Raw genomic sequence first — 17,345 nt, forward strand, 5'->3', positions numbered from 1 at the left:
CTGGCAAGATTTTTCCCTTTCTTCGCTTATTCTTTTTGTTGTGCTGACTTCGTGGCATCAGTTGTTCTTGGGAAGAAAACCAAATGCGTCCATATGACGGCCTTGGGCTCAGAGGCTGAGTCTCGATTGTATTTTGGTCTTCTTTGTTTTGGTTCTATTTTATGGTAGAATATACCTACGAAAACGTCCTTATTTTATTGCGAGGGTCAACCGGCGGCGTCATGGCATGAATGGACCGCTCCAATTGTCAAAAAACTCATTGGTCTTAGTCAATTTTTCACGTTGGGAAGGATTAGAGGAGGGGTACCATGACCACGTTTGACAACAGAGAATTCGGCTATGAGGCAAAATTTGCTCATGACCAGGAGGTCATTTTCAGGGCGACGGCCCGCCGCAACAAGCTGATAGCGCATTGGGCTGCCGACAAGCTTGGCTTTGTCGAAGAAGAAGCCGGAAAATATGCTGATCTCATGATCCGCAACAGTTTGAAAGTTTCTGATGATGATGATGTCGTTCATCGCATTCTGGAGGATTTTCGCAACCATGGCATGCCTTGGTCCGAGCATCGCATCCGCCAGAAACTGAGCCACTTCATGTCCATTGCTCTTGGTGAGGTCACTGCAAGCGCCTGATATCGGGCGCAGATGTATGGGGCGGACATGGTGGTGTTCGTAGATACATTCGACCGATGAGTTGTCTTCGGGATAGCTGGAATAAAGGCAAACAGTCTGCATGTCTCATTGCGCTTAAGCCCGGTGTGGCGTAAGAGCAAATGATATCGAAAAGTGTTAACTGTTTGACTTATCATAATCATTCCGGAGAATTTCATGTCATCCACATTCGGCAGTCTGTCGTTGGCTCTGCAAAATGCCAAGCAGAGCGGTACTCCCGTTTATAGCGGCTGGAGCCTGTTTCCCGACCCGTTGGTGGCGAGGGCGGTTGCCTCTGGCCCCTTCGATGCACTGTTGATCGACTGCCAGCACGGTCTTATGGATTTCGCGCAATCTCAGGCTATGACCATCGCCATTGCCCAGGCTGGCAAGGCACCGCTTCTGCGCATTCCCGTCGCCGATTTTGCCTTTGTGTCGCGTGCGCTGGATTTCGGCGCGCAGGGCATTGTCGCACCCATGATCAACTCGGCAGACGAAGCCAAGGCGTTGGTTGATGCAGCGAAATACCCTCCTGTCGGACAACGGAGCTTTTCACCAGTCGGGGCCTGTGCTCTTTATGGCATGGATGCGCCGGACTATGTGAAAGAGGCCAATGAGGCGTGTGTTGTCTTTGCCATGATAGAAACCCAGCAGGCGCTGGATAATCTTGATGCAATTCTCGCAGTTGAAGGACTTGATGGGGTGTTTGTCGGTCCGGCGGATCTCTCTCTGACCCTTCTGAAGGGCGCACGGGTGGATATGGATTGCGATCTGGCGAACGCGGCCTATGAGATGGTCGCCCAGAAAGCCTTTGCAGCGGGCAAGCTTTCTGGCATCTATGCCTTCAATACTGATTATGCCAAACGCTATGCCAGATTTGGCTACAATCTTGTTGCTGTTGGCAGCGACAGCGGCTATCTCGCAGCAGGCATGCAGCAGGTGGCTGAGGCCTTGAGGGTCTAGGTTTCCTAGCCTTTGCAAACCGCACTGCAATAATGTTGGAGATCTGCAACAGGGCTGCAGATCTCTCTCTTCTACTTTAGAATCAAGCTAAATAAATACCACTTTATTGATCCAAATCATCGAATGTTTGAAGGTTTGAAATCATTCTGTCCTAAGGGTACGACCGATACAACAGCCGGAGGAGGCTGGTTTGTCGCACTTCTATTGGCCGGGGGATTTCAATGTTTAGACTTGTGGCACTCTTCTACATCATTATTGCGCCAACCCTTGCGGGGATCTTTGCGCTCGTTCCATTGACCATGTCCGGGACGCTGTCGATCAATGCAGGCTTCTTGTTGGTGTTTGTTATCGCTGGGGCGGTACTGGCTTTGCCGGTGTCGTGGTTCGTCGCCAAGCGCATTGATGCGCTGATTTCATCAAGAGGACCAGCTGCTTCTGCTTGAAGGGGGGACTTGATACCTTCTCGGAAGCTGAGTGAAATGGTTGCGAACGAAAAAGGCCTGACTGTGTCAGGCCTTTTTTATCCCATGTAACAGATAGCGGTTGGCTTGGCACGGCCAAGTCAGGCGAGTTGACTCATGAAATTGGCGAAGGTCATCAGGCCTTCGGGCCATGGGCCTTGTCCGCTATGTTCGTTGATATGGCCGGTTTCGCCAGCGTCAACGAATGTCGAGCCCCATTTGCGTCCAAAATGCTCTGCCGTTTCGAACGCGCAGTAAGGATCACTGCGTGACGCCACAAGAATGGACGGGAAGGGCAGAGGCTCTTCCGGTATAGGCGCAAAGTGGCGAATATGGCCGGGAACATGATCGTCGCTCTCGACATTGGGCATGCCGACCAGAAAGGCTCCCTTGACGATACCCGGAGCAATGGCGGCGGCGGCCTTGACGGTTGCCACGACCCCAAGTGAATGGGCCACGAGCACCGCAGGGCGCTTTGCCTGCTCCACATCGGCTATGATCCGGCTGACCCAGCTTTCCATTTGCGGGTTGGCCCAATCTTCCTGCTCAATGCGGCGGGCAGACTTGATCTTGTCTTCCCAGCGGGATTGCCAATGGTCCGGGCCGGAATTGTCCAGCCCGGGAATAATGAAAATGTCTGCTTCAGACGCCTTCATTTGATTGCCTTTCTTTCGCGCTTGCGATCGCGTCCGTCTTAACCGAAGACGCGTTTGAAGATCACATCGACATTCTTGGTGTGATATCCCAGATCGAAGCGGTTTTTGATTTCATCTTCAGAGAGATATTGGCGCACATCGGCGTCATTCAAGAGCTCAGTGAGGAAATCAACTTCGGCAGCGCCAGCATGATGGTAGCTTTCCCAGACCTTCATGGCGTTGCGCTGAACGAGACGGTAGGCGTCTTCGCGCGAAGAGCCTGCCTGCGTCAGGGCAAGCAGAATACGCTGGGAGTGAACGAGGCCACCAAGGCGATCCATGTTGCCAACCATACGCTCCGGATAGACCAGAAGCTTGTCGATGACATTGGTCAGGCGCACCAGAGCAAAGTCCAGTGTGACTGTGGCATCTGGGCCGATCATGCGTTCAACGGAGGAGTGAGAGATGTCACGCTCATGCCAGAGAGCGACATTTTCCAGTGCAGGCGTTACCGATGAGCGGACAATGCGCGCCAGACCTGTGAGGTTTTCCGTAAGGATCGGGTTGCGCTTGTGCGGCATGGCGGAAGAGCCCTTCTGGCCTTTGGAGAAGAACTCCTCGGCTTCCAGAACTTCCGTGCGCTGCAGGTGGCGGATTTCGGTTGCGACACGCTCAACGGAAGACGCGACGACGCCCAGCGTTGCAAAGAACATGGCGTGACGGTCACGCGGAATGACCTGGGTGGAAACCGGCTCGGCAGACAGGCCCATGGCTTCTGCCACATGTTCTTCCACGCTCGGGTCGATGTTGGCGAAGGTGCCCACAGCACCGGAAATGGCGCAGGTGGCGATTTCTTCACGTGCAGCGATCAGGCGCTTTTTGCAGCGATCAAACTCGGCATAGGCTTCAGCCATTTTGAGGCCAAAGGTAACCGGCTCAGCGTGGATACCATGAGACCGACCGATGCAGACGGTATCCTTGTGCTCCATTGCGCGGCGTTTGATTGCTTCGAGCAGCTTGTCGATGTCTGCCAACAGCAGATCTGAGGCGCGGGTCAGCTGTACGTTGAAGCAGGTGTCCAGCACGTCCGATGAGGTCATGCCCTGATGCACGAAACGGGAATCCGGTCCGATGAATTCTGCCAGATGCGTGAGGAATGCGATCACATCATGCTTGGTCTCGCGCTCGATCTCGTCGATACGGTCAATATCGAATTTGGCAGCGCCACCCTTTTCCCAAATGGTCTTTGCTGCGCTTTCCGGGATAACCCCCAGCTTTGCCAGCGCATCGCATGCATGAGCTTCGATTTCGAACCAGATGCGGAATTTGGTTTCCGGAGACCAGATATCGGTCATCTCGGAACGGGAATAACGTGGGATCATGTCGTTGGCCTGTTCTTGATAGGTGAAGCGCGCTTTCAGGAGCTGCGCGTGATTGAAAACTACTTCTGTGCCTTTTCCGCGGCTTCGCGAATGCGGGCGATATTCTCGCGATAGCCTTCGACGCCTTCGCCCTTGAAGACGGCAGAGCCGGCAACCAGAATGTTGGCGCCTGCCGCTGCAATGAGCGGAGCTGTTTCGGGCGTTACGCCGCCATCGATCTGAATGTCAATATCGCGATCGCCGATCAGCGCGCGGACCTTCTTGATCTTATCGATGGTGGAGGGAATGAAGGACTGGCCGCCAAAGCCCGGGTTGACGCTCATGATGAGCACCATATCCAGCTTGTCGAGAACATATTCGATGGCGCTTTCATGGGTGCCCGGATTGAGCGAGACGCCTGCCTTCTTGCCCATGGCCTTGATGGCCTGCAGCGAGCGGTCCAGATGGGGGCCTGCTTCAGCATGCACGGTTATCATGTCTGATCCTGCGTCGGCAAAATCTTGCAGATAGGGATCGGCGGGCGCGATCATCAGGTGGGTGTCAATGGTCTTGTCGGTATGAGGCCGGATGGCGCGAACGACTTGAGGGCCAAAGGTGATGTTGGGAACGAAATGGCCGTCCATGACGTCGACATGTATCCAGTCACAACCAGCTTCGTCGATTGCCCGAACCTCTTCGCCAAACCGCGCAAAATCGGAGGCGAGAATGGACGGGGCGATTTTGATTGGTCGCACCATGATGTCTGCTGTCCTTGAATAATCTGAATGATGCCCACGCGGTAGCACATTGTGCTCATATGGGCAAGCAAAGAGCCGGAGATGTTGGCTATGCCTACAAGAGATTCCCGGCATTGCGGGAAAGGAGGGGCATTCAGCAGACGCACAGTCCCAACAATGAGGAGAGTAGTCTCAAGACCGATTGTCATGTCCCGGAAGGAGGGTCGCAGGTCTTTATTCAGATAAAGGCAGAGAGGCTGTATCCTTGACGGTGGAAACGACAATGCGCGACTGCACATCGGACACCAGCTCGGAATTCAGCAGCTTGTTACGCAGGAAATTGTCGTAGGATTTGATGTCTTCGGTCACAACCTTAACCATGTAATCCACAGCGCCGGTTATGCGCTCGCAAATGACCACTTCCGGCCAGGTTTTGGTGAGACGATCGAACTCTTCCATATTTGTGCGGCTGGGCACTGTCAGCTTGACGAAAGCATAGGACACAAATCCAAGCCCGACGGCTTCCCGGTCGACGATCGCGGTAATCTGCTTGAGTACGCCGCTTTCTTTGAGTTTTTTGATCCTGCGCCAGCAGGGGGTCTGGGACATGCCTGACTGCTTCGCAATTTCCGCAATGGAAAGCGATGCGTCGTCTTGCAGAACTTTCAGAATCCGGATGTCTCCGGAATCGAGTGTCAATTTTTCCATTTTTCGCTCACTTGAGAAGAAATTCTTCCAAAAACTACCCATAAAATAAGGGTTTGTATATATCAATTTTGGTTGAACTGTCAAAAAGGGGAAAAATCTGTTTTGACAGATGTGCGTGAAGCCATGATGGAGGGTGCGCTTTGAGTGGCTTGGAAATGGTATTGAATTTCAATAAGCTAAGAGGCGCGTTCTGCTTACTTTCCGAATTTCTGTTGCCAAGTCGGAAAGATGTCATTGGCTCTGGGCTGCGCTTCATAGATGCCGCGGGCGATGGCGCGGGCCATTGTTGCGGCTGCGTAAGCACCAAGTTCTATGAATGCCCGATCATTGTCGGGCAAGTCCTTGGCTCCTGTGGACAGGGCGAAGATCAGGTCGCCATCCATCGGTGTATGTGAGGGCCAGAGCGCTCGGGCAAATCCATCATGGGCCATGATGGCGAGTCGCCTTGCCGCTGCCTTGGTGAGGCAGGCATCTGTGGCGATGATACCAATTGTTGTATTGCTGCTTTGGCCTCGCGCCTCTTGCATGGCGTCCATCTTGGTTTTAGGGAGCGCTATATCGGGTGGCATTGAGGCTGGTAGGCCCAGCCCGCCAAATTCCCTATTCTGCTCGAAGGGAGCTGCCCAGAAATTGGGGCTTTCGCCCATGGTGGCCTGTCCGAGAGCATTGACCGCAACCAATGCGCCAATGGTGATACCGGAGGCGGTGCGCATGGATGCCGAGCCTAAGCCGCCTTTAAGTCCTGCAATCAGGGCGCCAGAGCCAGCGCCATGGCTACCAAGGGCAAAGTCGCTTGCTGCCTGTTTGGCCGCTTGCCAGCCCAAATCCCAGTAGGGGCTTTTCTGTCCCCAGTTCTTGTCGCCACCATTGGCCAGATCGAACAGAATCGCCGCTGGAACGATAGGAACGCTCACAGGGCCAACGGCGAAGCCGCGTCCTTGTTCCTTCAGCCAGCCTTGCACGCCGCCGGCAGCATCCAGCCCGAAGGCTGAACCGCCAGAAAGGGTAAGCGCATCAATGCGCTCCACCGTCTGGTCGGGCGCCAACAGGTCCGTGTCGCGGGTGCCCGGTGCGCCCCCCAGAACCGCATAGGAGGCGACCATCGGCTCTGCGCAGATCAGCGTCGTTGTGCCTGATTTCAGGGTTTCATCAGTGGCGTTGCCAACCAGAATGCCGTCGATGTCTGTGATGAGGTTCTTCATGGAGCCGTCCGGGGTTTTTGTTTGGAGCGGGTAAGGGAAGGGCGTGCAAGCCACTATAGGCGCACGGACTTGAGCATGGAAAGGGCGCAAAAGGGATGCCCGGAAGAAAGGTCAGGAAAAAGATCAAAAAGAAAGCCCCTCGCTGAGGGGCTTTCTCGTGTGTCTCAAGCGTGCAAGCTCAGACTTCGCTTATGCGAAAGCCGGGCTTATTTGTAGCCATACTTGCCGTCGCTCCACTTGTACCAGACATAGCCTGGCAGGGTGACGTCGCCTTTGTCGTCGAAGGACAGGTTGCCCAGAACGGTCGGGAACTCACCAGCATTCAGTGCTTCGTTGACAGCATCATAGTCGGTGGAACCGGCAGCCTTGACAGCGTCGACATAGGCCTGGATTGCAGCATAGGTGTAGAGAACATAGCCTTCAGTGGTCAGGCCCTTTTTCTTGAATTCTTCAACAACCGGAGCAGCTTCTGGGTTGAGAGCCGGGTCCGGAGAGAAGGTCATCAGGGTGCCTTCGCCAGCATCACCGGTGATGGACCAGTATTCGTCGGTCACCAGAGCATCACCAGAGATCAGCACGGTATCCATGCCCTGGTTGCGCATCTGGCGCACGATGAGGCCAGCTTCGGTGTGGTAACCACCAACATACAGAGCGTCGATTTTCGCCTGCTTCAGCTTGGAAACCAGTGCGGTGTAGTCTTTTTCACCAGCAGTGTAGGCTTCATACATGACAACTTCACCACCAAGAGCTTCGAAAGCAGCTTTGGTCTGGTCAGCCAGGCCTTTACCATAGGCGGTCTTATCCTGAATGATGGCAACATTCTTGTCTTTGAACTCATCCCAAAGCAGTTTACCGGCTACTTCACCCTGCTGATCATCACGACCGCAAACACGATAGGTGCCGCCGTCCGGATTTGGACGCTCGTCAGTGAATTTCGGGTTGGTGGATGCCGGAGAAATCTGGACAATGCCTTCCTCAGCATAAACGGATGATGCCGGAATAGAAGAGCCTGAGCAGAAGTGGCCAGCCATGAAGGTTACGCCTTTACCGACCATCTGGTTGGCAACGGCAACAGCCTGTTTCGGGTCACATGCGTCATCGCCGATTTCAAGCTTGAGCATTTCACCATTCACGCCGCCAGCAGCGTTAATGTCTTCAACAGCCTGTTCTGCACCGATCTTCATCTGCTGACCGAAGGAAGCATACTGACCGGTCATCGGACCTGCGGTGGCGATGATGATTTCAGCGAATGCCCCACTGGTCATTGCGATGGAGCCTGCGAGTGCGACGCCTGCCAAAAGTAGTTTTTTCATTAAAACTCTCCCATTGAGATGTTTGCAGTGTTCCGCTGTGCCTTTGTTTTTTGGCGGCACAGCTATTCTGGTGCGATTTTTATTGAACCTTACGGTCATGTGAGTTTGGCTATTTCTCCTGACAATGGAATGAAATGGCCTCCCTCATTTGGCCCGACAGCAATGCAAGACAAATACCCCCACGATTTGCTGCGGTAGGACAGTGGCGCAGACCGCCACCATCAATCTTGATGAAAACTGGCTTAGCCTTTGCGCTCTTTCCATGTGAGCGGGCTGACTTTTTCATAGAGCCAATGATACTGCCTCACCATCTGGTTGGTGCGGGTGAACCGGAAGCCAAGCCAACAAATGATCAAAAGAATGATCAAGTCGACAATATAGTAGTGAAGCGAAAGCAACGTGCCTTCAAATAGGGCAAAATGCAGGAACCTGACGCCGGCGGCCAGCAGGATCATGTAGCTAATGATCTGCGAGGTTGGCTTCCAGGTGTTTGCAATGGCGCGCCCAGCCATCCATGCGGCGCCGCCGCCAAGGCAAATCGTAACCAGCAGAAGGGTTCCAAAAGAAACTTCCCAAAGCATTGAACTTTCCTCTCTTAATGCCGTCCGCCTTCAAGGTAGGCTGCCTGGACTTCTGGATTGGAGAGAAGTTCCTTGCCGCCACCCGACATGGTAATCTGGCCGTTGATCATGACATAGCCACGATGTGCAAGCCGTAGAGCGTGATAGGCGTTCTGTTCGACGAGGAAAACGGTCAAACCCTGTTTCTCGTTCAGTTCCTTGACCACCTCGAAAATCTGCTTGACCACGAGGGGCGCAAGCCCCAGAGACGGCTCATCCAGCATGAGAAGCTTCGGGCGGGCCATGAGGGCGCGACCGATTGCGAGCATCTGCTGTTCGCCACCCGAAAGGGTGCCGCCACGTTGGCTCTGGCGTTTTTCAAGGATGGGAAAGAGGTCATAGACCATGCGCAAATCTTCTTCGAAATGCGCGTAGTCGATCACAGCCGCTCCCATCTGCAGATTTTCCAGCACCGTCATGCGGCCAAAAATGCGGCGTCCTTCTGGGGACTGAGCGATGGCCTTTTTGACGATCTGGTGGGTTGGCAGAGTGGTGATATTCTCACCGTCATAGATGATCTGACCCTCGCGAGCGCGCGTAACGCCACAGATGGTCATCATTGTGGTGGATTTGCCAGCGCCGTTTGCGCCAATGACCGTTACGATTTCACCGCGGTGAACGTCCAGATCAATACCGCGCAGGGCAACAATTTTGCCATAGTAGGTTTTTACGCCCTTTAGGCTGAGGAGGATATCGCTCATGACGTGGCTCCCTCTTTCTGCCCGACTTTGGCTTCGGCTTCAGCAACTTCGACTTCATCGTCATCAACGCCCAGATAGGCGGCGATGACGCGCGGATCATTCTGGACGAAATCTGCGTCGCCGTCGGAAATCTTGACGCCATAGTCAAGAACCACGACGTGATCGGAAATTTCCATCACCATGGACATGTCATGCTCGATGAGCAGAACGGCTGTCTTGTCGATATCCCGAATGGAATGAAGCAGGCCGTTGAGTTCGCTGGTCTCTCGCGGGTTGAGGCCGGCAGCCGGTTCGTCAAGGCACAATAGCTCGGGATTGGTGCACATGGCACGGGCAATCTCGAGGCGACGCTGGTCGCCATAAGGCAGGTCAGCTGCCGGATCATCAGCACGATCAATCAGATTGATACGCTCAAGCCACTCGGTCGCTTTCTTGACCGAGGCATTCTCGGACTTGCGGAAGGACTTGATGCCGAAGATGCCGCCGATCGAAAAGACCGAGTCTTTCATCAGCTTGTTGTGCTGCGCGATCATGAGGTTTTCCAGTACGGTCATACCACCGAACAGTCGAATATTCTGGAAGGTCCGGGCAACGCGAGCGTGATGGGCGATCTCGAAATCAGGGATGCGTTCCAGCAGAAACTCCTGCCCGTTCTCCCGTTTCATCGTTATGCGCCCTTCGGTTGGCTTGTAGAAGCCGGTGACACAGTTAAAGACGGTTGTCTTGCCAGCGCCATTCGGGCCGATCAGGGCCGTGATGTCACCGCGCCCAACCTCGAAGGAGAGGTCGTCGACCGCGACCAGACCGCCAAAGCGCATGGTGAGATGCTCAACGGTCAGGATTGGATTGTCTTGCCAAGTGGTCATCCTTCACCCTCCGCAACGAGATCACCGGATACGGATTTCTTCTCCTTGAGGAACACTGAAGGTGCCCTGCTGGAGACAATGCCGCGTGGTTTCCAGATCATGATACCGACCATCAGCAGGCCGAAGACGAGCATGCGCAGATCTTCCAGATCACGGAAGACCTCGAAACCGCCAATCATGACGAGCGAGGCGATAACGACACCCAACTGGCTGCCCAGACCGCCCAGAACCACGATGGCCAAAATGATCGCCGATTCCATGAAGGTGAAACTTTCCGGAGAAATGAAGCCCTGTCTGGTAGCGAAGAAGGCTCCGGCGAAACCGCCGAACATGGCGCCCAATGCGAAGGCCGTCAGCTTGGTGTTGGTGGTGTTGATGCCCAGAGACCGGCAGGCAATCTCGTCTTCACGCAAGGCTTCCCAAGCGCGCCCGATTGGCAATTTGCGCAAACGCATGGTCACGAAGTTGGTTATCAGCGCGAGGATCAAAATGAGATAGAAGAGGAAAATGATCCGGTGCATAGAAGAATAGTCGAGCCCGAAGAAATCCGCAAAGCCGTTCTTGCGGGTAAATTCCAACCCGAAGAAGGAGGGGCGTGGAATACGGGAGATGCCATCCGGGCCGCCGGTAAATTCATACCAGTTCAGCAGGACGACACGAATGATTTCCCCGAATGCCAGGGTCACGATTGCCAGATAGTCGCCGCGCAGGCGAAGGACAGGGAAGCCAAGGATCATGCCCCAGAAGGCTGCCAGAATGCCGGCGAGCGGCAGACAGACCCAGAAGGACAGGTCGAAATACTGCGCGAAGAGGGCGTATGAATAGGCGCCCACCGCATAGAAGGCGACATATCCAAGGTCAAGCAGACCAGCCAGACCCACCACGATATTGAGACCCCAGCCGAGCATGATGTAGGTGAGCACCAGAATGCCCATGTCGATGACATAGCGGTTGCCATAAAAGGGCAGGGTGACGGCGAAGAGCAGCAACAGGGGACCGACAAGCTTGCCGATCTTGCTGACCGTATCCTGCTTGGGCAGCATGGCGTTCATGGCATTGGCAACCGGATTGTTTCCGCGCCAGATGAGCAGGCTCATGGCAAGGCGACCGACGAAAACGACGCCCACCATCCATGCGACGAGGCCCCATTGGCCCACAATGACAAGGCCGCCTTGTTCGGTCTTGGTGCGCAGGCCAACCATGATGGAGGCGAGCAGAAGGGTAATCACCGCGGCGAGGGCTGCATCTTTCAACGCAGCGCCAACGCGCGTTTGCAAGAAGTCTGACATATTATACCTTCTCCACTTCTGGCTTGCCGAGCAGGCCGGACGGCATAAAGATCAGCACAATGGCAAGGATCGAGAAGGCTGCTACGTCTTTATACTCAACGGAGAAATAGCCGGACCAGAATGTCTCGATCAAGCCGATCAGCAAGCCACCAAGCATGGCGCCTGGCAACGAGCCGATGCCTCCGAGCACCGCAGCAGTGAAGGCCTTCACCCCGGCAAGGAAGCCGATATAGAAGTCGATCACACCGTAATAGAGCAGGAACATGACGCCTGCGACAGAAGCCAGTGCCGCGCCCATGACAAAGGTCAGGGAAATGGTGCGGTCAACATTGACGCCGAGCAGGGAGGCCATCTTCTGGTCCTGTTCGCATGCGCGCTGGGCGCGCCCAAGCGAGGTCTTGTTGATCAGAAGCGTGAAGCCTGCCATCAGCAAGACGGTCGTGACGATGATCAGGATCTGCATGTATGACAGCTGAACCAGAAAGCCGTCTTTTTCCATAATGGTGATGCCACCGGTGATTTGTGGTGGAAGTGGCTTGACGCGTGCGCCCTGAACGACCTGAACGAAGTTCTGCAACACGATGGACATGCCAATCGCCGTGATCAACGGAGCGAGGCGGAAGGATCCGCGCAAAGGACGATATGCAAGGCGCTCGACGCCCCAGCCCCAAACCGATGTCATGAGCATGGAAATGATAAGGACGATCAGCAATGCTACCGGAAGAAAAGTGATCCCCATAGCAGTAACCGCCAACAGTGTAATCAATGCAATGAATGCACCAACCATGAAGATGTCACCATGGGCAAAGTTGATCATGCCAATAATGCCATATACCATGGTATAGCCGATGGCGATCAGGCCGTAAATCGACCCTAATGTGACGCCATTAATCAGCTGCTGAATAAAATATTCCATTTGACTCGCTGTTCCCAATTTCCCTGCGGCTTTGTTACCGCTTATTAGGTAGGAAGATGTTGTTGTTTGTTCTTATATGAGATTTCCTCTCATTAAATTTCTAGCAAGAACTCGGATTGGATACAATTGCCTCCTTCCAAAAATTGGTCAATATTGAGCGAAGGTCGACGAAATGATGAAATTATGATCAAAAATGCCCTTTTTGATTTAATTTTAAGCGCGAAAACTACGGTCTATGGGGTGAATGGTCGCACAATAATCGTTGGTTGTGGGATAATCTTGTCTTCTTGATTTGTTTTTGGGCAGTTTTCTGTAAAACCATAGGAGTATGTCGTGTTTTTGGTTGAAAAATGAGCATGCACTTTTTTGTTTCTCAGTATGCATTATGTAGATGTGGGGACTAGGGCTCAAATACTTGTCAGTATTGACGAGGGCGCAGAAGACGGGTCGCATGGGCCGGTCAGGAGTTGGTTATGAATATCAGTCAAGCAGCCGGAATCGCAGATCTGCCAGTCAAGACTTTGCGTTATTACGAGGATATCGGGCTGGTGGTTCCCGCGCGTCGGGAAAATGGCTATCGGGACTATGCGAATGAGGATCTTGCCCGCCTGCGCCTGATCGGGCGAGCGCGCAAATTGGGGTTCAGTATAGAGGAATGCCGAAATCTGCTCGCGCTTCAGGCTGACAAGAGCAGAGCGAGCGCTGACGTGAAGCGCATTGCTCAGGCTCACTTAAGAGAAATTGATGAAAAGATCGAGGAATTGCAGGCGCTGCGATCAGATCTTGCGCCGCTGGTTGCTGCTTGCAAGGGCGATGAGAGCGCAGAATGCGCAATCCTGAAGGATCTTGAGCAACCACATTGAGTGGTTTTTAAAGGTTCTTTGTTCCAAATGGGAAAGAGGGAAGAGTAGCGCCGCTGACTTAAATCAGTCCCAGGCCCTTGAAGCTTGTATGACCATTGCGTGCAACGATGATGTGGTCATGCAAGGTGATACTGAGACGCTCGCAGGCGTCAGAGACCTGTTGGGTCATGTCGATGTCAGCCCGCGACGGGGTCGGGTCGCCACTGGGATGGTTGTGGACCATGATGATGGCAGTGGCAGACAGCTCCAACGCCCGCTTGACGACTTCTCGCGTATAGACGGGGGTGTGATCAACGGTGCCGGTTTGCTGTACTTCATCGGTGATAAGAGCGTTCTTCTTATCCAGAAACAGAATGCGGAACTGCTCTATATCGTTGAAGGCCATCGAGGTGCGGCAATAGTCGATCACCGAGTTCCAGGATGAGAGGACCGGACGATCCTTGACGCGATCCTCTGCAAATTTGGCGGCCGCAGCATGGATGAGCTTTAACTCGGTCACGACGGCCTGCTTGACGCCGGGGAATTCCATCAAGAGATGATCTGGAGCTGCGATGACCTCGGCAAAAGAGCCAAAACGGGCAAGTAGATCCTTCGCGAGCGGCTTTGTATCCCTGCGGGGAATGGCGCGAAAGAGGATCAATTCAAGCAGCTCGTAATCATGCAGAGCATCAGGGCCGGATTCGCGGAATTTCTGCCGCAACCGTTCCCTGTGTCCCACATAATGGGGCTTGCCTGCCGTTGCTCCTTTCAGCTCACCCATTGATTGCCCCTCGTCAGGCTACGTTATAGGGGGGCTTGTCCAGCCCTTCTGGCGACAGGGTGAAAATCTCACAGCCTGTTTCCGTGATGCCAAGGGAATGTTCGAACTGGGCTGACAGGCTTTTGTCACGCGTGACCGCCGTCCAGCCATCCTTGAGCACCTTGACGTGCGGTTTGCCCAGATTGATCATCGGCTCGATGGTGAAGATCATGCCCGGCTTCAGTTCGATGCCTTCACCCCAGTTGCCATAATGAAGGATATTGGGCGCGTCATGGAAGAGGCGTCCGACCCCATGGCCACAGAAGTCGCGCACAACGCCGCAGCGTTCCCCTTCGGCATATTCCTGAATGGCAGCGCCGATGTCGCCAGTGGTCTTGCCAGGCTTGGCCTGCTCTATGCCGATCATGAGGGCATTATAGGTGACTTCGATCAGACGTTCCGGTGCGCGCTTGATCTCTCCCACCGGATACATGCGCGAGCTGTCGCCATACCAACCATCCAGAATATAGGTGACGTCGACATTGACGATGTCGCCTTCCTTGAGTGGTTTTTCATTGGGAATGCCATGGCAAACCACATGGTTGATGGATGTGCAGGTGTAGTTTCTATAGCCGCGATAATTCAGCGTGGCGGGAAGGGCGTTGTTTTCTTCCCCGAAGTCCCGGATAAAATCGTCGATCACCTTGGTTGGAACACCCGGCTTGACGAGTTTTGCGACACCATCCAGAGCCCGTGCTGCCAGTTGCCCGGCGCGACGCATACCTTCGAAATCCTCTTGGCTGTAAAGGCGGATATCTCCGGTGTTGCGCAAAGGGGCGCTATTGGCATCAATGTAATTTACCATCTCAGGTCTTTCCGAAATCAGTTGTTTCTCTATGGATATCCCCCCATGAGCAATTGTGCAAACCGGAATCAACAATTTTTGGAGGGATTGGTCACTTGTCGCGTCCTAGCGATGTGGCCAGCGCACGCTGGAGCTCTTAATTCGTTGCCTGCACCTCTTTAGCAAAGGGGATGGAGTGGGTCAGATTGATCTCTTGGTGTGAAATGTCACACTGATAGACGATGGCTTCCACGCCCGCGCCCGTTGCCTCTTGGAAGGCTTCCGCATAGGCCGGATCGATGTCGCTTGCCAGAGCGAAGCGATTAGCGTCCGTTCTCTGGACCAAATAGAGCATCACGGCGCGATGCCCCTGTTCGACCATGTCGGCCAATTCGCCCAGATGCTTGGCACCGCGCTTGGTCACCGAATCGGGAAATTCCGCCAACGCCTGTTCGCGCAACAGATGCACATTCTTGACCTCGACATAGCAATCGGGTTTGCCCTCATCCTGCAACAAAATATCGATGCGGCTGTTCTTGCCATATTTCACCTCGCGCCTCAGGGTTTCGTAGCCAGTAAGCTCTGCGACATGTCCTGCCCGAATAGCCTCTTCGACGATGCGGTTGGGATGGCTGGTATTGATGCCGATCATGGCATCATCCAATTCGCTGAGTTCCCAGCTATAGGCCAGCTTGCGCTTGGGATTGTCGGATTTTGACAGCCAGACGCGGGTGCCGGGGTCTTTGAGGCCCAGCATGGAGCCGGGGTTGGCGCAATGGGCTGTTATGATTGTTCCATCGTCCAGCTCGATATCGGCAAGAAAGCGCTTGTAGCGCTGGATGAGTCGGCCCGGAATGAGTGGCTTTTCAAATTTCATGTTATGGCTTTGCTTTTGGCTTTCGGTCACTATCAGTTCGCACTATAAGCATGCATGGCGTTTTTGCTATCTTGCTGTGTGCAGAGAGAGTGGCAAAATTGCGCCTCTTGAATGGAAAAGCTCCAAAGGGGCCTTCGGGTGGTCCATTTTCTCATTGGGAGTGGTTCGGTTTGAGATTGAACGCAATAATGAAAGAGATAGAGCAATGACTAAAGAGTTGATCACGGCAGCCGTTCTGATAATCGGTGACGAAATCCTTTCCGGCCGCACCAAGGACAAGAATATCGGATTCATTGCGGACTATCTCACCCAGTTGGGCATCGATCTCAAGGAAGTGCGTGTCGTGGCCGACGATCAGGATGCGATCGTCGAAGCGGTCAACGCCTTGCGGGCCCGCTGGACCTATGTGTTCACCAGCGGCGGCATCGGGCCGACCCATGACGATATCACCGCAGATGCCATGGCGGCGGCCTTCGGCGTGGGCATTGATCATGATCCGCGCGCCATGGCTATACTGGAAGCGCATTATGCAAAATCGCCAAATATGGAATTCAACGAAGCGCGCAAGCGGATGGCGCGCATTCCCTTTGGTGCAGATCTGATTGAAAACAGAGTTTCCAGCGCGCCGGGATTTCGGCTGGAAAATGTGCATGTCATGGCCGGGGTACCCTCTGTCATGCAAGCCATGATGGATGCAATCGCCCCAACGCTGAAGACCAATGCGCAAGTGCTGAGCGAGACCATTGATAGCGGCTTGGGAGAAGGCCTTGTTGCCGGTCCTCTGGCGGATCTGGCCAAGGATCACCCCAATGTGGTGATCGGGTCTTACCCCTATATGCGCGAAGATCTGTTCGCAACGAACATCGTTATGCGCTCTCGCTCGCGGGAAGATCTGGACAACGCGGTCAAGGCAGTGCATGACATGCTTCAAACATTAAAAGGGCAGAAACAGACGCAGGTCTAACGTTGCCCGACCTCAATGAGTTGAAACGCACTCGTAAAGGAAAGAAAAAGGAACACCACCATGTCCGAACCATCCTCCAACGCTTTCCCGGTGTATTGGGAACAATTCCATCGGGACTGCCGTGCGCTGGCTTGGCGTCTGAAAGGCGTTTCCGAATGGAAGGCGATTGTTTGCATCACACGTGGCGGTCTTGTGCCTGCGGCCATCATTGCCCGTGAGCTGGAAGTCCGGATGATCGATACCGTCTGCGTCGCTTCCTACCATGATTATGAAAATCAGGGTGAGATGCAGGTTCTCAAGCCGATTGATGCGTCTGTCATCGATGTGGAAGGGGGAGAAGGCGAGGGTGTCCTGATTATCGACGATCTGGTCGACACCGGCAAAACCGCCAAAGTGGTGCGGGCCATGCTGCCGAAGGCCCATTTCGCAACGGTCTATGCCAAGCCGAAGGGGCGTCCGCTGGTGGATACCTTTGTTACCGAGGTTTCGCAGGATACGTGGATTTATTTCCCTTGGGATATGGGCCTGCAATTCCAGGCGCCAATCGCGAAATAGGCTTTGAATGGCTTTTGCTCTGGCCTCGGTGTGGCCTGAGTGTTGTGAACTCCTATGCTTTTAAGCAGCCCCTTATAGGGC

The 17,345-nt window shown here is 54.0% G+C and carries 20 protein-coding genes; 6 read left to right on the forward strand and 14 right to left on the reverse strand.

What is annotated here, in order from left to right; translation table 11 throughout:
* The first annotated feature begins 308 nt into the window (after positions 1-308).
* The 3 genes from ACKPCT_RS02100 to ACKPCT_RS02110 all read left to right on the forward strand — a co-directional run bounded on the left by ACKPCT_RS02100 (position 309) and on the right by ACKPCT_RS02110 (position 2,056).
* Entirely contained in the window at positions 309-632 is a 324-nt protein-coding gene (locus ACKPCT_RS02100) for a DUF1476 domain-containing protein (protein ID WP_319568222.1), read from the forward strand.
* A gap of 195 nt (positions 633-827) precedes the next feature.
* Complete coding sequence (locus tag ACKPCT_RS02105) at positions 828-1,613, forward strand: HpcH/HpaI aldolase family protein (RefSeq protein WP_319568223.1); 786 nt, start codon at positions 828-830, stop codon at positions 1,611-1,613.
* Positions 1,614-1,834: 221 nt separating this feature from the next.
* Positions 1,835-2,056 (forward strand): hypothetical protein, encoded by a 222-nt coding sequence (locus ACKPCT_RS02110; protein WP_090074419.1) that lies wholly within the window; start codon positions 1,835-1,837, stop codon positions 2,054-2,056.
* Between the two features lie 119 nt (positions 2,057-2,175).
* Here ACKPCT_RS02110 and ACKPCT_RS02115 read toward each other — a convergent pair whose 3' ends face one another.
* The 11 genes from ACKPCT_RS02115 to ACKPCT_RS02165 all read right to left on the reverse strand — a co-directional run bounded on the left by ACKPCT_RS02115 (position 2,176) and on the right by ACKPCT_RS02165 (position 12,422).
* Positions 2,176-2,730: an RBBP9/YdeN family alpha/beta hydrolase gene (locus tag ACKPCT_RS02115; protein ID WP_090074866.1), complete on the reverse strand. Its 555-nt coding sequence runs from the start codon at positions 2,728-2,730 to the stop codon at positions 2,176-2,178.
* 38 nt (positions 2,731-2,768) lie between these two features.
* Positions 2,769-4,091, reverse strand: coding sequence for an adenylosuccinate lyase (gene purB / locus ACKPCT_RS02120; RefSeq protein WP_090074867.1), 1,323 nt, complete (start codon positions 4,089-4,091; stop codon positions 2,769-2,771).
* A 59-nt stretch (positions 4,092-4,150) separates the two neighbouring features.
* Positions 4,151-4,828 carry a ribulose-phosphate 3-epimerase gene (gene rpe / locus ACKPCT_RS02125; protein WP_319568224.1) on the reverse strand — a complete coding sequence of 226 codons (678 nt, stop codon included), beginning with the start codon at positions 4,826-4,828 and terminating at the stop codon, positions 4,151-4,153.
* Between the two features lie 213 nt (positions 4,829-5,041).
* Positions 5,042-5,515, reverse strand: coding sequence for an Lrp/AsnC family transcriptional regulator (locus ACKPCT_RS02130; RefSeq protein ID WP_090074869.1), 474 nt, complete (start codon positions 5,513-5,515; stop codon positions 5,042-5,044).
* 194 nt (positions 5,516-5,709) lie between these two features.
* The gene (locus ACKPCT_RS02135) at positions 5,710-6,717 is read right to left on the reverse strand and encodes a P1 family peptidase (protein WP_090074870.1); all 1,008 of its coding nucleotides are present in this window, start codon (positions 6,715-6,717) and stop codon (positions 5,710-5,712) included.
* 206 nt (positions 6,718-6,923) lie between these two features.
* Entirely contained in the window at positions 6,924-8,030 is a 1,107-nt protein-coding gene (locus tag ACKPCT_RS02140) for a branched-chain amino acid ABC transporter substrate-binding protein (RefSeq protein WP_319568225.1), read from the reverse strand.
* Positions 8,031-8,272: 242 nt separating this feature from the next.
* Complete coding sequence (locus ACKPCT_RS02145; protein WP_090074872.1) at positions 8,273-8,611, reverse strand: DUF6867 family protein; 339 nt, start codon at positions 8,609-8,611, stop codon at positions 8,273-8,275.
* Positions 8,612-8,625: 14 nt separating this feature from the next.
* Positions 8,626-9,351 (reverse strand): ABC transporter ATP-binding protein, encoded by a 726-nt coding sequence (locus tag ACKPCT_RS02150; protein ID WP_090074873.1) that lies wholly within the window; start codon positions 9,349-9,351, stop codon positions 8,626-8,628.
* Positions 9,348-10,217, reverse strand: a complete 870-nt coding sequence (locus tag ACKPCT_RS02155; RefSeq protein WP_090074874.1) for an ABC transporter ATP-binding protein — start codon at positions 10,215-10,217, stop codon at positions 9,348-9,350. The genes ACKPCT_RS02150 and ACKPCT_RS02155 overlap by 4 nt, the downstream gene beginning before the upstream one ends.
* A complete protein-coding gene (livM, locus tag ACKPCT_RS02160; protein WP_090074875.1) occupies positions 10,214-11,506 on the reverse strand; it encodes a high-affinity branched-chain amino acid ABC transporter permease LivM in 1,293 nt (430 codons plus the stop codon). Before livM ends, ACKPCT_RS02155 begins: the two co-directional genes overlap by 4 nt.
* A gap of 1 nt (position 11,507) precedes the next feature.
* On the reverse strand, positions 11,508-12,422 hold the full coding sequence (locus tag ACKPCT_RS02165) for an ABC transporter permease subunit (RefSeq protein ID WP_090074876.1): 915 nt from the start codon (positions 12,420-12,422) through the stop codon (positions 11,508-11,510).
* Between the two features lie 473 nt (positions 12,423-12,895).
* On the opposite strand from ACKPCT_RS02165, the gene cueR reads away from it, so the two are divergent.
* Complete coding sequence (gene cueR / locus ACKPCT_RS02170; RefSeq protein ID WP_319568226.1) at positions 12,896-13,285, forward strand: Cu(I)-responsive transcriptional regulator; 390 nt, start codon at positions 12,896-12,898, stop codon at positions 13,283-13,285.
* Positions 13,286-13,343: 58 nt separating this feature from the next.
* Here cueR and radC read toward each other — a convergent pair whose 3' ends face one another.
* The 3 genes from radC to sfsA form a co-directional block, all read right to left on the reverse strand.
* Positions 13,344-14,045: a RadC family protein gene (radC, locus tag ACKPCT_RS02175; RefSeq protein WP_319568227.1), complete on the reverse strand. Its 702-nt coding sequence runs from the start codon at positions 14,043-14,045 to the stop codon at positions 13,344-13,346.
* A 13-nt stretch (positions 14,046-14,058) separates the two neighbouring features.
* Complete coding sequence (map, locus tag ACKPCT_RS02180; protein ID WP_090074879.1) at positions 14,059-14,889, reverse strand: type I methionyl aminopeptidase; 831 nt, start codon at positions 14,887-14,889, stop codon at positions 14,059-14,061.
* A gap of 136 nt (positions 14,890-15,025) precedes the next feature.
* The gene (gene sfsA / locus ACKPCT_RS02185; protein WP_319568228.1) at positions 15,026-15,745 is read right to left on the reverse strand and encodes a DNA/RNA nuclease SfsA; all 720 of its coding nucleotides are present in this window, start codon (positions 15,743-15,745) and stop codon (positions 15,026-15,028) included.
* A gap of 205 nt (positions 15,746-15,950) precedes the next feature.
* On the opposite strand from sfsA, the gene ACKPCT_RS02190 reads away from it, so the two are divergent.
* Positions 15,951-16,709, forward strand: a complete 759-nt coding sequence (locus ACKPCT_RS02190) for a competence/damage-inducible protein A (protein WP_090074996.1) — start codon at positions 15,951-15,953, stop codon at positions 16,707-16,709.
* A gap of 60 nt (positions 16,710-16,769) precedes the next feature.
* On the forward strand, positions 16,770-17,264 hold the full coding sequence (gene gpt / locus ACKPCT_RS02195) for a xanthine phosphoribosyltransferase (RefSeq protein ID WP_090074881.1): 495 nt from the start codon (positions 16,770-16,772) through the stop codon (positions 17,262-17,264).
* The last annotated feature ends 81 nt before the right edge of the window (positions 17,265-17,345 follow it).

The sequence above is a fragment of the Cohaesibacter marisflavi genome (genome assembly GCF_963665895.2).
Classification (GTDB): Bacteria; Pseudomonadota; Alphaproteobacteria; order Rhizobiales; family Cohaesibacteraceae; genus Cohaesibacter; species Cohaesibacter marisflavi.

Excerpts from the sequence above, each read along its gene's own strand:
- ACKPCT_RS02100 (WP_319568222.1), top strand. The coding sequence starts at position 309 with ATGACCACGTTTGACAACAGAGAATTCGGCTATGAGGCAAAATTTGCT.
- ACKPCT_RS02105 (WP_319568223.1), top strand. The coding sequence starts at position 828 with ATGTCATCCACATTCGGCAGTCTGTCGTTGGCTCTGCAAAATGCCAAG.
- ACKPCT_RS02110 (WP_090074419.1), top strand. The coding sequence starts at position 1,835 with ATGTTTAGACTTGTGGCACTCTTCTACATCATTATTGCGCCAACCCTT.
- ACKPCT_RS02115 (WP_090074866.1), bottom strand. The coding sequence starts at position 2,730 with ATGAAGGCGTCTGAAGCAGACATTTTCATTATTCCCGGGCTGGACAAT.
- purB (WP_090074867.1), bottom strand. The coding sequence starts at position 4,091 with ATGATCCCACGTTATTCCCGTTCCGAGATGACCGATATCTGGTCTCCG.
- rpe (WP_319568224.1), bottom strand. The coding sequence starts at position 4,828 with ATGGTGCGACCAATCAAAATCGCCCCGTCCATTCTCGCCTCCGATTTT.
- ACKPCT_RS02130 (WP_090074869.1), bottom strand. The coding sequence starts at position 5,515 with ATGGAAAAATTGACACTCGATTCCGGAGACATCCGGATTCTGAAAGTT.
- ACKPCT_RS02135 (WP_090074870.1), bottom strand. The coding sequence starts at position 6,717 with ATGAAGAACCTCATCACAGACATCGACGGCATTCTGGTTGGCAACGCC.
- ACKPCT_RS02140 (WP_319568225.1), bottom strand. The coding sequence starts at position 8,030 with ATGAAAAAACTACTTTTGGCAGGCGTCGCACTCGCAGGCTCCATCGCA.
- ACKPCT_RS02145 (WP_090074872.1), bottom strand. The coding sequence starts at position 8,611 with ATGCTTTGGGAAGTTTCTTTTGGAACCCTTCTGCTGGTTACGATTTGC.
- ACKPCT_RS02150 (WP_090074873.1), bottom strand. The coding sequence starts at position 9,351 with ATGAGCGATATCCTCCTCAGCCTAAAGGGCGTAAAAACCTACTATGGC.
- ACKPCT_RS02155 (WP_090074874.1), bottom strand. The coding sequence starts at position 10,217 with ATGACCACTTGGCAAGACAATCCAATCCTGACCGTTGAGCATCTCACC.
- livM (WP_090074875.1), bottom strand. The coding sequence starts at position 11,506 with ATGTCAGACTTCTTGCAAACGCGCGTTGGCGCTGCGTTGAAAGATGCA.
- ACKPCT_RS02165 (WP_090074876.1), bottom strand. The coding sequence starts at position 12,422 with ATGGAATATTTTATTCAGCAGCTGATTAATGGCGTCACATTAGGGTCG.
- cueR (WP_319568226.1), top strand. The coding sequence starts at position 12,896 with ATGAATATCAGTCAAGCAGCCGGAATCGCAGATCTGCCAGTCAAGACT.
- radC (WP_319568227.1), bottom strand. The coding sequence starts at position 14,045 with ATGGGTGAGCTGAAAGGAGCAACGGCAGGCAAGCCCCATTATGTGGGA.
- map (WP_090074879.1), bottom strand. The coding sequence starts at position 14,889 with ATGGTAAATTACATTGATGCCAATAGCGCCCCTTTGCGCAACACCGGA.
- sfsA (WP_319568228.1), bottom strand. The coding sequence starts at position 15,745 with ATGAAATTTGAAAAGCCACTCATTCCGGGCCGACTCATCCAGCGCTAC.
- ACKPCT_RS02190 (WP_090074996.1), top strand. The coding sequence starts at position 15,951 with ATGACTAAAGAGTTGATCACGGCAGCCGTTCTGATAATCGGTGACGAA.
- gpt (WP_090074881.1), top strand. The coding sequence starts at position 16,770 with ATGTCCGAACCATCCTCCAACGCTTTCCCGGTGTATTGGGAACAATTC.